This window comes from Parasedimentitalea nitratireducens (assembly GCF_057444295.1).
The window spans coordinates 442,570-456,931 of the sequence record NZ_JBYAXC010000002.1 but is presented as its reverse complement, the minus strand read 5'-3'; the positions used below and the strand labels follow the sequence as shown (position 1 = coordinate 456,931).

Sequence of the window (14,362 nt, the reverse complement as noted above, 5' to 3'; positions counted from 1 at the left end):
CTTCCAAGCGCAGCTGGCGCAGGCGGATTCTGCGTGGCTGCATCTGGGTGGTGACACTGGTTTCTTTTGCGCTTGCGGGGCTGGTCTATTTTGGCATGGGGCGCAGGTTTGATGCGCCAGATTGGTTGCGGCAACGGGTCGAGGCCCGCATTGAGCGCAATCTGGCTGGCATGCAGGTCGAATTCGGCCAGATCTATTTTGTTGTCAATCAGGGCTGGCGCCCGCGGATTGGTCTGCGGGATGTCAGGCTGAGCAAGGCCGACGGGATCGAGGTAGCACAGCTTGCCGATGCGCAGGCCTCGTTGGCGATGCGGCCTTTGCTGAAGGGGGCTGTCCAGCCCAAGAATATTTCGCTGAGCGGGCTGTTTGCCACGCTGAGGCGTGAGGCTGACGGGGCGGTTGCACTGAGCCTGTCGGATGGCAATACCCCTTTGCGCCAAGCCTCTGGGCTGCCCCAATTGATTGAGCAGTTTGACAGCCTGTTGACCCGGCCAGAATTGGCAGCGCTGGTTGCTATCGAGACCGAGGCCTTGACGCTTCGATATGAGGATGCGCGGCAGGGGCGGCTTTGGACCTTGGATGGCGGCCATCTGCGGCTTGATCGCGAGGACCAAAAGGTCTCTATCTCTGGCGGGTTTTCTTTGCTGAGTGGGCGCAACTATGTGAGCTCGGTTGAGGCAAACTACACCTCGAAAATTGGCGATACGGCTGCGGAGTTTGGCGTACTGGTGAGCGATATCGCCAGCGAGGATATTGCGTCACAGGCGCCAGCATTGGGCTGGTTGCAGGCTCTGCGGGCGCCCATTTCGGGATCATTGCGCGGAGGTATCGACAGTGCTGGCCGGTTATTGCCGTTTTCTGCCAGTCTTCAGATTGATACGGGCGTTTTACAACCGACTGACAAGACCAAACCTATCCCGTTTCAAGGGGCCAGTAGCTATCTGAGTTTTAACCCCAAAACCCAAGTGTTGCGGTTTGATGAGTTGACCGTGAACAGCGGTTGGGCCGCCGGCACAATGGAAGGGCAGGCGCAGCTAACTGGGGTGGAAACTGGCAAGTTGACCGAACTTGTGGGGCAGTTGACCTTCTCGAATCTCTGGCTGAACCCCAAGGGCGTGTATAGCGAGCCATTGGAGTTGTCCGGGATTGCAGCGGATTTCAAGCTTGAGCTGGATCCGTTCCGGCTGCGGTTGGGTGAGATGCTGATCAAGGATGGCAATAGCAATATTCTGCTGAGCGGAGCCTTGCGTGCGGGTAAGATTGGTTGGGACTATGACCTGACAGGCCATGTTGACCAGGTGGATGCCGAGCGGGTGAAACAACTGTGGCCCGAAGCGGCACCGCCAAAACCACGCAAATGGGTGCGTGAAAACCTGTGGCAGGGAACCGGGCGGGACATCAACCTGGCCCTGCGCGGGCGCAATGGCGGCAAGCCCTTTGTTTACCTCGATCTTGGGTTTGAAGACGCGGTTGTAAAATTCCAGAAAAACCTGCCGCCTTTGCGAAATGCCTTTGGGCAGATGAGCATCTATGGAAACCGGCTGGTTTTGAAGGCGACTGCCGGAACGGTGACGGCGGACGTAGGCGGTGACATAGATGTCACCGGGACCTCCTTCATCATTGCTGACACAACCGTCAAACAAGGTGCGCCGGGTATTGCGCGGATCAAAGCCTCGGGGCCAGTGACGGCTGCTGTTTCTTTGCTGAACCGGCCGCCTTTGTCGGTGCTTAAGAACAGCAATCTGCCGGTTGAGCTTGCCGAGGGCGTGGTGCGCGTTGCGGGGAGCTTGTCGCTGCCGCTGCGTGAAAAAGTGCCTGTGGAAGAGATCGCCTATCACTATCAAGGCCAGATTGAGGGCGTAAGCAGCGCTGTGCTGGTGCCTGGTCATGAAATTGTAGCTGACAGATTGCGTTTGTCGGGTGATCAGGATGGGGTTGAGATTTCGGGCACCGGGCAATTGTCAGGCGTTCCAGTGACCGCCGGCTGGAAGATGGCACTGGGCAAAGATGTGGCAAAGGAAAGCCGGGTTGCCGGGCAAGTTGAGCTGTCACAGGGGGCGGTCGATGCGTTTAAACTGGGCCTGCCAAAGGGATCGATTAGTGGCCAGGCCGTCGGCGCGTTTACGGTTGACCTAGCGGCTGATCAACCGCCGCGTTTGGCGCTGCAATCTGATCTGGCTGGCGCTGGTTTGCGGATACCTTCGTTGGGGTGGGCCATTGGGGCCGACACCACCGGGAATTTAGAGCTTACTGCAGAATTGGGAGACGCAGCCCGGGTTGATCATTTTGAGCTGGTAGCGCCGGGCTTGTCTGCCAGTGGTGCCATAACCACAACTGCAGAAGGCGGGCTGCAGAGGGCTGCATTCAGCGATGTTAAAGTTGGCGGTTGGTTGCAGGGCTCGGCGGAACTTGTTGGACGGGGTGCAGGGGCACCGGCCGTTAATGTACTGGGCGGCGTTTTGGATATGCGCAAAATGCCGTTCTCGGGCTCAAGCGGCGCCGCAGGAAGTGGCGCCAGTGGGCCAATCAATCTGAAACTGGACCGGCTGCAGGTCACCGACAGCATCGCGCTTCGCCGTTTTAGTGGGCGATTTTCCACTTTGGGTGGCTTCAACGGTCAGTTTGAAGGGTTGTTGAACGGGCAGACCATAATCCGTGGCAACGTGGTTCCACAGGGGGGCGGTGTTGCAACCAGGATCCAATCGAATGATGCCGGAGGGGTGTTTCGTGCGGCAGGGGTATTGCGACATGGCCGAGGTGGTAGTTTTGATATGACGCTAACGCCCGCAAACAAGCCGGGTGAATACGATGGCAGCATCAAGGTTCTAAACACCCGGGTCAAAGACGCGCCAGCAATGGCAGCACTGGTCAACTCGCTAAGCCTGATTGGCTTGATTGACGAACTTGCCGGGCAGGGGATCCTATTCACCACGGTTGATGCGAAGTTTCGACTTGGGGCCTCCCATCTGATCGTTCACGAAAGCAGTGCGGTGGGACCCTCGATCGGGATTTCGATGGATGGGAATTACAATCTGGCGAATGGTGTGCTGAACATGCGCGGGGTGTTGTCACCGATCTATATGCTGAATGCGATTGGCCGTGTGTTTACCCGCAAAGGTGAAGGGCTGATTGGCTTTGCTTTTAAGCTGCGTGGAACAGCTGATGACCCTAATGTGCAGGTGAATCCGTTGTCTGGTTTGGCACCTGGCATGTTCCGCGAGATTTTCCGAGGACCTGCGCCACAAGTGCTCGGCCAAGAGCCTGCGCCGCGTACTTCTCCTGAATCGGAAGATGGTTCCCTTCAAAGCCGCAGCGAAGATCGGTAACGTCAAAAGGACGGCGGCAGAGATGTGCGTGTTTATCGATAGAATTTCGCTGGACGATGTTTGTTCAACGAGCATGGCCAAGTCGCCAAGAACATCTTATAGCGCGGGGCATGAAACTGAGTGATTTTGATTTTGAGCTGCCCGACAGCCTGATAGCCACCCGACCCGCCAGTCCGCGTAGTTCGGCGCGCATGTTGGTGGCCGAAGGCAATGCGATCCATGATGGAACCGTGACTGACCTGGTGGACTGGTTACGGCCGGGGGATCGGTTGGTGCTGAATGACACCAAGGTTATCCCGGCGCGGCTAAGCGGGCTACGGCATCGCGATAGTGCCCAAGGGCCGGTTGCGGCCAAGATCGAGGTGACACTTCTGGAGCCCCGCGCCGATGGCTGCTGGGGCGCGCTGTTGAAGCCGCTGAAGAAGATCAAGATCGGCGAGGATGTTGTGTTTTCAGACGGACTGAGCGCAACGCTTGAGGCGATCGAGGATGGCCAAGGGCAGTTGCGGTTTAATCTGACCGGCGATGATTTTGACGAGGCTTTGGCGCAGGCGGGGGCGATGCCCTTGCCACCTTATATCGCTGCGAAACGCGCGGCGGATGCGCAGGACAAAGAAGACTATCAGACTGTTTGGGCTAAAAATTCAGGCGCTGTTGCGGCACCAACTGCCAGTTTGCATTTTGATGATGCGTTACTGGCTGCGCTGGCCGCAAAAGGCGTTGAGTTCACCCATGTGACTTTGCACGTTGGGGCAGGGACATTTCTGCCGGTCAAGGTCGAGGATGTGACCACCCATAAGATGCACGCCGAATGGGGGCGGGTCAGCGAACAGGCCGCTGGTGAGATTGCCGCAACCAAAGCGGCGGGAGGGCGGGTGATTCCGGTTGGAACCACAGCCTTGCGTTTGATCGAGAGTGCGGCGCGTGGTGGCGACATTGCGCCTTGGGAAGGCGAGACGGATATCTTTATCTATCCCGGTTTTACCTTTCACGTCGCAGACGCGCTGATGACCAATTTCCACCTTCCAAAGTCCACCTTGTTGATGCTGGTTTCTGCCCTGATCGGGCAGGATCGGGTCAGGGCAATCTATGATCATGCGGTAAAAGACGGCTATCGGTTCTTTTCCTATGGCGATGCGTCGCTGTTGCTGCCCTAAGCGAGGGCACTTGCCGCGCAAGAGGAACCAGTGCAGGTTCACCCGCAAAAGGAGATTTGCGGAATGGGCGGAACAATTGTTGTTACTGGGGCCACCAGCGGCTTGGGGCTTGCTTTAATCAGCCAACTTAAAGATGCTGGCTATCAGCCTGTTCTGACGGGCCGAAATCACGGTAACGTGGACGAACTAGCCGCTGTGTTGGGAGTGCCGGGGTATCAGATGGATGTGGCGGATGCAGCATCCATACAGCACGTGAGCACCCAGATTATTGCAGAACTGGGGCCGGTGGACGGGCTGATCAACAACGCGGGTATTTGGCTGGAAGGCGACTTTGAAACTTACAGCCCTGAACAGATCCAGCAGGTTATGGATACCAACACCACAGGCACCATTCTAACCACGCATGCGTTTCTGCCTGAAATGCTGGAGCGGCAGGACGGGACCGTTATCAATACGGTTTCAACAGGCGCTTTGTATTGCCGCAAGCTGATCAGTGTGTATTCAGCCAGCAAATGGGCGATCCGTGGGTTCACCGGCTGTATGGAGGTTGAATGCGCGCCCAGAGGGGTACGGATGATGGGTTTTTATCCGGGCAAGATCAACAGCCAAATGTATGCGACGGCAGGGATTGAACGTGATCTAGAGATAGCCATGACGCCCGAGCAAGGCGCGGAGATGGTTGTGACCATGCTGCAGAATAAGGGCATGGTTTGGTCGCAGGTCTCGGGTCGCGCGATTTCGGATTACCAGTAACAATAAAGTATAGCGTGTTTGATTGCGTCGCTTTTGGTCCCTGAATGACGGAAAACTAACAGAACTGACGTTCGTTCTTGGCGACAAGCAGCCAACTGAGAGGCCGCAACCTGATTGGGTTGGGTCGGATGGTGCTGTCCCTAAATAAGAAGGAATGCCGGGGATGTTTCAGGTTTTGTCGAGCGCTTGGGCGTTGTTGCTTGGGATGGGGTTGCTGATGGTTGGAAACGGCCTTCAGGGGACCTTGCTTGGTGTACGCGGTGAAATCGAAGGGTTTACCACCCTTGAGATGTCTTTTGTGATGTCGGCGTATTTTGTCGGCTTTCTTGGCGGCTCAAAACTGGCGCCGGACCTGATTAAGCGGGTGGGGCACGTGCGGGTGTTTGCGGCGCTGGCTTCGTTTATTTCAGCCGTCATGATCCTGTACCCGGCGTTTACCCATCCGATGGCCTGGATTCTGGGGCGCGTCATCATCGGGTTCTGCTTTTCTGGGGTGTATGTCACCGCTGAAAGCTGGCTGAACAATGCGGCTGACAATCAAAACCGGGGCAAAGCGCTATCATTGTATATGATGGTGCAGATGGCCGGGATTGTTGGCGCGCAGGGCCTGCTGCTGGTGGGGGATCCGGCTGGCTACGAGACCTTTGTTATTGCCTCGGTGCTGGTGTCGATTTCATTTGCGCCCATTCTGTTGTCGATCTCTCCAACACCTGCCTTTGACACCGCCAAACCGATGACGCTGCGCCAGCTTGTCGACACATCCCCGCTGGGCTGTGTTGGGATGTTTTTGCTGGGCGGCGTGTTTTCGGCGCAGTTTGGTATGAGCGCGGTTTACGGTGCCGAGGCTGGGCTGAGCCTGCTGGAGATCTCGATCTTTGTGGCAACGTTTTATGTGGGGGCAACCCTGTTGCAATACCCACTGGGCTGGATTTCGGACCGGATGGACCGGCGTGTGCTTATTCTGGTCATTGCTGCGGTTGGCGCTGTTGGCGGCGTGATTGGCATGAAGTTCGGTTTGCAGTTTGAATTTCTTTTGGTCTCGGCGTTTTTGATCGGCGGTATGACCAGCCCGTTGTATTCACTGCTGATTGCGCACACCAATGACTATCTGGACCATGATGACATGGCAGCGGCCTCGGGTGGGCTGGTGTTCATTAACGGGCTGGGCGCTATTGCCGGGCCGGTTGTGACCGGTTGGTTGATGGGCGAGGGCGTGTTTGGCCCGCCGGGGTATTTCCTGTTCATGATCGTTTTGCTGGCCGCATTGGCAATCTATGCCGGTTACCGGACGACTCAGCGCGCTGCAATTCCACTGGAAGACACCGGAATCATGGCGCCGATGGTACCAACGGCGTCGCCGGTTTCGGTGGAGTTTGCGCAGGAATATGCCATCGAGACGGAGTTGGAAGAGCAGGAAACTGCCAGCGATTTAACATGATTGCGCTAACCCGCCCGAAAACTGCGCAAGATTTCACGAAATGTCACACCTGTTGCAATTTGTTATCTTAACAGGCTTGAAATAGGGGGGCAAAATCGACTGATGTTAAGGGACAGGCAAAAACTGGAGTATGACCCATGGTTGGTCCCGACGACGTTCTTAAGTTCTGGCTAGATGAGGCCGGACCCAAGAGCTGGTACATTCAAGACGAGGCGTTCGACGCAGAAATAAGCAAACGATTTCAGGAAACTTGGGAAGGGGCTTGCGAAGGCAAGTATTCGATGTGGCTTACTTACCCAAGCGGTGCGCTCGCCTATCTCATCCTAACCGATCAATTCCCACGCAATATGTTCCGCGGTAGCGGCAGGTCGTTTGCCTCGGACAAGATTGCGCTGGCGGCAGCCAAGGCTGCAATCAGCAAGAAGTGGGATATGCGGATTGATGAACCCGCGCGGCAGTTCTTTTACCTTCCACTGATGCATTCCGAAAACCTGTGTGACCAGGACCGATGTGTGCGGCTGATGAAGGAGCGGATGCCGGTTGAAGGGCCATCCAATCTATTGCATGCCCGTGCGCACCGCGAAGTGATCCGTTTGTTTGGTCGTTTCCCGTATCGCAACGATGCTTTGGACCGTAACAGCACTGCGCCCGAAATGGATTATGTGATGGCTGGTGGTTACGGCGAGACGGTTCGCACATTGCAAGCCGCCAGCTAAAGCTATTTCAGAGCAGCGTTTGATCTGCGCTGCTCTGCCCCCCGTTGTCTTGGGTTATTGTTCGGGGCTATTTGGGTTGGTCGCGGGTACGCAGCTTGTTAGCCGTGTGATTTGGCCCGCCAATTCGGCTGCGCCGGTTTGGGCTGCATCGTGGATGATGTCAGCAGGCAGTTGACGCAGCTCTGTCAGATCCTTTTGCAACGACATCAGGCGATGATTCAATGCGTCCAGCTTGGAAGAAACGGCAAGTTCTGGACGTGTCAGGATATCTGCGCGCAGGGCGACAACCTCATCCCGCAGATCTTTGACACGTTCCTGCATTGGAGTGATGTGAAACACTGCGTCGGTGACTTGCCCGGTCACGCCTTGAACTGAGGCCATCAGCTTCCAGCCCAGAAACAAGCAGAGCGCCAGCAACAGCAGGGTTGCGTTGATCATTGCCTTGAACAGGTCCAGGAGTGTTCTGATCATAAGATAGCCTTATAGTATAGCTTAGAAAAACGAGCTGGTGTCGATGTCTGGATGGTTTCAGAAACGAAACCAAAATGCTATTCGTATTTGTGACGAAGGCGGAGAACGGCCGTTGACATACTGAGTGATTGCGGCGCTTTGAAAATTAGTTTAATGGTGAACTAATTTTTAAATCCGCAGTGCTGAGGGAACAACAATGACGACCAAATCCTTTGATCTGATTGTTATCGGAGCCGGGCCAGGGGGCTATGTCGCCGCCATCCGTGGGGCTCAACTGGGGCTGAAAGTCGCCGTGGTCGAGCGAGAACATCTGGGTGGCATCTGCCTGAACTGGGGATGCATCCCGACCAAGGCGCTGCTGCGCAGTTCCGAAGTGTTTCATCTGATGCATCGGGCCAAGGAATTTGGTCTGAAAGCCGATAATATCGACTATGATATTGATGCGGTTGTAAAACGCTCACGCGGGGTGGCAAAGCAGCTGTCTGGCGGCGTGGCGCATCTGCTGAAGAAGAACAAAGTGACTGTTGTTATGGGCGCCGCAACCATCCCGGCCAAGGGCAAGGTTAGCGTTAAAACCGACAAAGGCACCGAAGAGCTGACTGCCAAGAATATCATTCTGGCAACAGGCGCGCGTGCGCGTGAATTGCCGGGGCTTGAGGCTGATGGCGATCTGGTCTGGACCTATAAGCACGCCTTGCAACCACCTAAGATGCCGAAGAAATTGCTGGTCATCGGATCCGGCGCAATCGGCATTGAATTTGCCAGCTTCTATAACACACTGGGGGCTGACACGACTGTGGTCGAGGTGATGGACCGGGTGCTGCCGGTTGAGGATGCCGAGATTTCGGCTTTTGCCAAAAAGGCGTTCAAAAAGCAGGGCATGAAGATCATGGAGAAAGCCATGGTCAAGCAGCTGGATCGCGGCAAGGGAACTGTTACCGCTCATATCGAGGTTGGTGGCAAGATCGAAAAGCAAGAGTTTGACACTGTGATCTCGGCCGTGGGCATTGTCGGCAATGTCGAAAACCTTGGGCTCGAGGCGCTGGGTGTCAAGATTGACCGCACCCATATTGTGACCGATCAGTTCTGCCGCACTGGCATCGATGGGCTTTATGCCATTGGCGATATCGCTGGCGCGCCCTGGCTGGCGCATAAGGCAAGCCACGAAGGTGTAATGGTTGCTGAATTGGTTGCTGGCAAACACGCGCATCCGGTTAAGCCCGAGAGCATCGCAGGTTGCACCTATTGTCATCCACAAGTTGCCAGCGTTGGCTATACCGAGGCCAAGGCCAAGGAACTGGGTTACGACATTAAGGTTGGCCGTTTCCCATTTGTCGGCAACGGCAAGGCGATTGCCCTGGGTGAGCCCGAGGGCATGATCAAAACAGTGTTTGACGCAAAAACCGGTGAGTTGCTGGGCGCACATATGATTGGGGCCGAGGTGACCGAACTGATCCAAGGCTATGTGGTGGGTCGCCAGTTGGAAACCACCGAGGAAGATCTGATGAACACAGTGTTTCCGCATCCTACTTTGTCAGAGATGATGCACGAAAGTGTGTTGGATGCGTTTGACCGCATGATCCACATGTGATGCGTTTGGAATAGGCGATTTGCGAAAGCCCGGTGCAGTTGTCTGCACCGGGCTTTTCATTTTGGCGTTGGCACAGGTATGTGCTGAGTTTGATTGTTGAAGGCCAGACGGCGTTCTGACTTTACCTTCTGATGGGCCCGGGGGCAAAGTCTTCCAAACCTGATTATTGCCCCTGTATTTTGAATTCAGCTAAGGACCGATATTCCCAGCCTATGCCGTATTGCGATGCAAAAATCGAGCCGCGGCAAAAACGAAAGCTTGGGACAAAACAGCTAAATGTAGCGGAATTTTCAGGGAAAAGGGGGGTATCGTGAAATTTGATCTGGTTTTGGCCAATCAGGTTTGGGGACATTTTGGTCGCCCTTATATGGCCACCAAGAATGTGCGTAAAATGATCCGCCTCGGGGCTTTTTAGGCTCGCCGTTCCGTTTCACGTAGCGCCCAAAGATTGTTCACGTTGGTCGGCCCAAGGATTGAAAAACCTTCTGATCGAGGCTGGCTTTGCCGAGGATTCGATTCGGACGCAGCAGTGGGGGAACCGCAATGCGGCACTGCGCAATCTCGAAGAGACCTGGCCGACACAATATGACGAGACAGCGGATTCACTGGAAAATGATCCGGCAATGCCTATCTGCGCCTGGGCCAATGCACAAATGGCCTGAAACAAAGTTGAACTTTATACTTTTCTGGTTTGATAGTAAGCGGTTCTCGGGAACCTTGCGCTGCTTGCGCCTGGTCCAGTTTATGAACCGCTGCCATATCTCTCGTGTAATTGCAGGCTTTGACTATGATACCTACTGAAAACACCCGTTGGGGCTTGGTCCTTGTGATCTGGGCGGCTGGCTTGGGGGCTGCGGCTCAATACGGCAAGATCAGTGTGATTTTTGACAGGATGGTGGAGCTGTATCCGTCTGCCGGGGATTCTCTGAGCTTTACGGTGTCATTGGTTGGATTGTTGGGCATCCTGCTGGGGGTTGTCGCAGGAATGTTTGTGGCCTCGTTTGGCTATCGTCGTACATTGGTCTGGGCGTTGTGGACTGGCGCTGCAATGTCGGCATTGCAGGCCTTGCATCTGCCGTTTTCAGCATTCCTGGCTACGCGTGTTGTTGAGGGGCTGTCTCACCTGGGTTTGGTTGTTGCAGGGCCGACATTGATTGCGCAGGTTAGCACCTTGAAATCACGTGGTTTAGCCATGACCGTGTGGAGCACCTTCTTTGGCGTGGCCTTTACCTTGTTGGCCTGGTTCGGGCTGCCAATTGTCGATGAGTTTGGGGTGCTTTCCCTATTTGTCGTCCACGCTGGGATCATGTCTGTGTTGGCGGTTGTTCTTGGGTTGGCCTTGCGCGACGTTCCGTCGCCTGCGCGACAGCCGGTGCCTAAAATTGCGGATCTCCCTGCGCTGCATTGGAAGATTTACCGCTCGCCTTGGATGGTGGCACCTGCGGCTGGGTGGTTGTTTTATACCTCGTGCTTCGTGGCAATTCTGACGGTGTTGCCGCCCTTTATCTCTGAGAATTGGCGGTCCTTTGTTTTGGGCGCCATGCCTTTGGCGAGCATCGCAGTGTCAATGACGCTGGGGGTGGTTTTACTCCGTTATCTTGCGGCGGTTCAGCTGGTTCAACTTGGATTTATAATCTGCGTTTTCAGTGCATTATGGTTGCTTGTTATACCTGGATTGCCGGTTGCCTGCATAATCTTGGCAGGGGCAATGGGGCTGGTGCAAGGGGGCAGTTTTGCGATGATACCGCAATTGAACGACACAGCTGCATCACGGGCTCAATCCAGCGGGGCGATGGCGCAGGCTGGTAATCTGGGCAACACGATTGGAACGCCCATCATGGTCACGGCATTGTCAACTGCGGGCTACACCGGATTTTTGGGAGTTGTCGCTGCATTGTTTTTTGCCGGTTTTATGGTGCACGCCGTGTTGGCAATACGTCGCCGGTTCTAAAATGTTCGCGTAACGTTCCCATTTTTACCTTGGAAAACGTTCAGCTTTTGCCTATGAGTAGGGCGACTTTTGGGGGGCACAATGGCCGAGCTGAAATCTATCGAAGTGCGCGGCGCACGCGAACACAATCTAAAGAACATCGACGTGGATATTCCGCGCGATCAGCTGGTGGTGATCACCGGCCTGTCGGGTTCGGGTAAGTCCAGCCTGGCCTTTGACACGATCTATGCCGAAGGACAGCGCCGCTATGTTGAATCTTTGAGTGCTTATGCCCGGCAATTCCTTGATATGATGGAAAAACCGGATGTTGACCATATCAGTGGTTTAAGCCCGGCGATTTCGATCGAACAGAAAACAACCAGCAAAAACCCTCGCTCTACCGTGGGGACCGTAACCGAGATTTACGACTATTTGCGCTTGTTGTTTGCCCGGGCTGGCACGCCTTATAGCCCGGCGACTGGACTGCCGATTGAGGCACAGCAGGTGCAGGACATGGTCGACCGGATCATGGCGCTGGAAGAGGGAACCCGAGGGTATTTGCTGGCGCCGATCGTGCGCGACCGTAAGGGCGAGTACAAAAAGGACTTTTTAGAGCTGCGCAAGCAGGGGTTTCAGCGGGTCAAGGTGGATGGTGAGTTCTATGAACTGGACGAGCCGCCAACTTTAGACAAGAAATACCGCCACGATATCGATGTTGTTGTTGACCGATTGGTGGTGCGCGAGGGGCTGGAAACCCGGCTTGCGGATAGCCTGCGTACTGCGCTTGATCTGGCCGATGGCATCGCCATTCTGGAAACCGCTGCGGATGAGCCAGAGCGGATTACGTTTTCTGAGAAATTTGCTTGTCCGGTCAGTGGTTTCACCATTTCCGAGATTGAGCCGCGGCTGTTTTCCTTTAACGCGCCATTTGGGGCCTGCCCAGAATGTGACGGCCTGGGGGTTGAGCTGTTCTTTGATGAACGGCTTGTTGTCCCAGATCAGACATTGAAGGTTTATGATGGGGCGCTAGCGCCTTGGCGCAAGGGCAAATCTCCGTATTTCCTGCAGACCATCGAGGCCATCGCCAAGCACTATGAGTTTGACAAGAACACGTCGTGGAAAAACCTGTCACCCAAGGTGCAAAATGTGTTCCTGCATGGCTCTGGCGACGAAGAGATTATGTTCCGTTATGATGAGGGTGGTCGGGTCTACCAGGTAGAGCGGGTATTCGAAGGTGTTATCCCAAATATGGAGCGGCGCTATCGTGAAACCGACTCGAACTGGATCCGCGAAGAGTTTGAACGCTATCAGAATAATCGCCCCTGTGGCTCCTGCGAGGGGTATCGACTGCGAGACGAGGCGCTGGCGGTTAAGATCGCTGGCATTCACGCCGGGCAGGTGGTGCAGATGTCGATCCGCGAGGCACTGGCCTGGATCGAAGATGTGCCCAATCATCTGAGTGTTCAAAAGCAGGAAATTGCCCGTGCAATTGTGAAGGAGATCCGAGAACGTCTTGGTTTCCTTAATAATGTTGGCCTTGAGTATCTGTCACTAAGCCGGAATTCCGGCACTCTGTCTGGTGGTGAAAGTCAGCGGATCCGTTTGGCCAGCCAGATTGGTTCGGGCCTGACTGGGGTTCTTTATGTTCTGGATGAACCGTCGATTGGCTTGCATCAGCGCGACAATGACCGGCTGTTGGGAACACTGAAGAACCTGCGCGACCAAGGCAACACGGTGATCGTGGTGGAGCACGATGAAGAGGCGATCCGCGAGGCGGATTATGTCTTTGATATTGGTCCGGGCGCGGGTGTGCACGGTGGGCAGGTGGTGAGCGAGGGCACACCAGCCGAGCTGATTGCCGATGCGGCATCCATAACCGGGCAGTATCTGGCCGGCACACGGGAGATTGCGGTTCCAGCCAAGCGGCGCAAGGGTAATAAGAAAAAGCTGAAGGTGGTCAAGGCCACTGGTAACAACCTGAAAAACGTGACAGCGGAATTTCCGCTGGGCAAGTTTGTCTGCGTGACCGGGGTGTCTGGCGGTGGTAAATCGACCCTGACGATTGAGACGTTGTTCAAGACAGCGTCGATGCGGTTGAACGGTGCGCGGCAGACGCCAGCGCCCTGTGAAACCATCAAGGGCTTGGAGCATCTTGATAAGGTGATCGATATCGATCAGCGGCCCATCGGGCGGACTCCGCGTTCGAATCCAGCAACTTACACCGGGGCCTTCACCCCGATCCGGGATTGGTTTGCTGGTCTACCTGAGTCTAAGACGCGCGGGTATAAGCCCGGGCGGTTCAGCTTCAACGTCAAGGGTGGGCGCTGTGAGGCTTGTCAGGGTGACGGGCTGATCAAGATCGAGATGCACTTTTTGCCCGATGTCTATGTCACCTGCGAGACTTGCCAAGGCGCGCGTTATAACCGCGAGACGCTTGAGATTAAGTTCAAGGGTAAATCAATTGCCGATGTGCTAGATATGACAGTTGAAGACGCACAGACCTTTTTCCAGGCGGTGCCACCGATCCGGGACAAGATGGATGCGTTGATGCGGGTTGGTCTTGGCTATATCAAGGTGGGCCAACAGGCGACGACCCTATCCGGTGGTGAAGCTCAACGCGTGAAGCTGTCGAAAGAGCTGGCCAAGCGATCAACCGGGCGTACGCTGTATATTCTGGACGAGCCAACCACGGGTTTGCATTTTGAAGATGTGCGTAAGCTGCTGGATGTGCTGCATGAATTGGTGGATCAGGGCAACTCGGTTGTGGTGATCGAACACAATCTGGACGTGGTGAAAACCGCTGACTGGATTATTGATATCGGCCCTGAGGGTGGTGATGGCGGTGGCGAAATCGTCGCGGCTGGAACTCCGGAAAAGGTGGCCGAGGAACCCCGCAGTCATACCGGGCACTATCTGAAAGACATGTTGAACCCCAAGAAGGTCGCAGCCGAATAAGGGCTCTTCGTTAGACTGCCAAACA

The 14,362-nt window shown here is 55.3% G+C and carries 10 protein-coding genes; 9 read left to right on the top strand and 1 reads right to left on the bottom strand.

Annotation, left to right across the window (positions count from 1 at the left end):
- Window positions 1–50 precede the first annotated feature (50 nt).
- From AC2T28_RS07850 to AC2T28_RS07830, 5 genes are all read left to right on the top strand, one after another.
- Window positions 51–3,326: a YhdP family protein gene (locus AC2T28_RS07850; RefSeq protein WP_486748420.1), complete on the top strand. Its 3,276-nt coding sequence runs from the start codon at window positions 51–53 to the stop codon at window positions 3,324–3,326.
- A gap of 110 nt (window positions 3,327–3,436) precedes the next feature.
- Window positions 3,437–4,483, top strand: a complete 1,047-nt coding sequence (gene queA / locus AC2T28_RS07845; RefSeq protein WP_486748419.1) for a tRNA preQ1(34) S-adenosylmethionine ribosyltransferase-isomerase QueA — start codon at window positions 3,437–3,439, stop codon at window positions 4,481–4,483.
- 63 nt (window positions 4,484–4,546) lie between these two features.
- A complete protein-coding gene (locus AC2T28_RS07840) occupies window positions 4,547–5,236 on the top strand; it encodes an SDR family NAD(P)-dependent oxidoreductase (RefSeq protein WP_486748418.1) in 690 nt (229 codons plus the stop codon).
- Window positions 5,237–5,399: 163 nt separating this feature from the next.
- Window positions 5,400–6,674, top strand: a complete 1,275-nt coding sequence (locus AC2T28_RS07835) for an MFS transporter (protein ID WP_486748417.1) — start codon at window positions 5,400–5,402, stop codon at window positions 6,672–6,674.
- Window positions 6,675–6,811: 137 nt separating this feature from the next.
- Window positions 6,812–7,390 (top strand): DUF924 family protein, encoded by a 579-nt coding sequence (locus AC2T28_RS07830; protein ID WP_486748416.1) that lies wholly within the window; start codon window positions 6,812–6,814, stop codon window positions 7,388–7,390.
- 54 nt (window positions 7,391–7,444) lie between these two features.
- Here AC2T28_RS07830 and AC2T28_RS07825 read toward each other — a convergent pair whose 3' ends face one another.
- Window positions 7,445–7,861 (bottom strand): hypothetical protein, encoded by a 417-nt coding sequence (locus AC2T28_RS07825; protein WP_486748415.1) that lies wholly within the window; start codon window positions 7,859–7,861, stop codon window positions 7,445–7,447.
- Between the two features lie 196 nt (window positions 7,862–8,057).
- Here AC2T28_RS07825 and lpdA point away from each other — a divergent pair, with 196 nt between their 5' ends.
- The 4 genes from lpdA to uvrA all read left to right on the top strand — a co-directional run bounded on the left by lpdA (window position 8,058) and on the right by uvrA (window position 14,337).
- Window positions 8,058–9,452 (top strand): dihydrolipoyl dehydrogenase, encoded by a 1,395-nt coding sequence (gene lpdA / locus AC2T28_RS07820; protein ID WP_486748414.1) that lies wholly within the window; start codon window positions 8,058–8,060, stop codon window positions 9,450–9,452.
- 473 nt (window positions 9,453–9,925) lie between these two features.
- A complete protein-coding gene (locus AC2T28_RS07815) occupies window positions 9,926–10,114 on the top strand; it encodes a hypothetical protein (protein WP_486748413.1) in 189 nt (62 codons plus the stop codon).
- Window positions 10,115–10,239: 125 nt separating this feature from the next.
- Window positions 10,240–11,403: an MFS transporter gene (locus tag AC2T28_RS07810; RefSeq protein WP_486748412.1), complete on the top strand. Its 1,164-nt coding sequence runs from the start codon at window positions 10,240–10,242 to the stop codon at window positions 11,401–11,403.
- 81 nt (window positions 11,404–11,484) lie between these two features.
- A complete protein-coding gene (gene uvrA / locus AC2T28_RS07805; RefSeq protein WP_486748411.1) occupies window positions 11,485–14,337 on the top strand; it encodes an excinuclease ABC subunit UvrA in 2,853 nt (950 codons plus the stop codon).
- Window positions 14,338–14,362 lie beyond the last annotated feature (25 nt).

Bases quoted from the DNA above. Each gene is read 5' to 3' on its own strand.
- queA (WP_486748419.1), top strand. From the start codon at position 3,437: ATGAAACTGAGTGATTTTGATTTTGAGCTGCCCGACAGCCTGATAGCC.
- AC2T28_RS07835 (WP_486748417.1), top strand. From the start codon at position 5,400: ATGTTTCAGGTTTTGTCGAGCGCTTGGGCGTTGTTGCTTGGGATGGGG.
- AC2T28_RS07810 (WP_486748412.1), top strand. From the start codon at position 10,240: ATGATACCTACTGAAAACACCCGTTGGGGCTTGGTCCTTGTGATCTGG.
- AC2T28_RS07825 (WP_486748415.1), bottom strand. From the start codon at position 7,861: ATGATCAGAACACTCCTGGACCTGTTCAAGGCAATGATCAACGCAACC.
- uvrA (WP_486748411.1), top strand. From the start codon at position 11,485: ATGGCCGAGCTGAAATCTATCGAAGTGCGCGGCGCACGCGAACACAAT.
- AC2T28_RS07840 (WP_486748418.1), top strand. From the start codon at position 4,547: ATGGGCGGAACAATTGTTGTTACTGGGGCCACCAGCGGCTTGGGGCTT.
- AC2T28_RS07830 (WP_486748416.1), top strand. From the start codon at position 6,812: ATGGTTGGTCCCGACGACGTTCTTAAGTTCTGGCTAGATGAGGCCGGA.
- lpdA (WP_486748414.1), top strand. From the start codon at position 8,058: ATGACGACCAAATCCTTTGATCTGATTGTTATCGGAGCCGGGCCAGGG.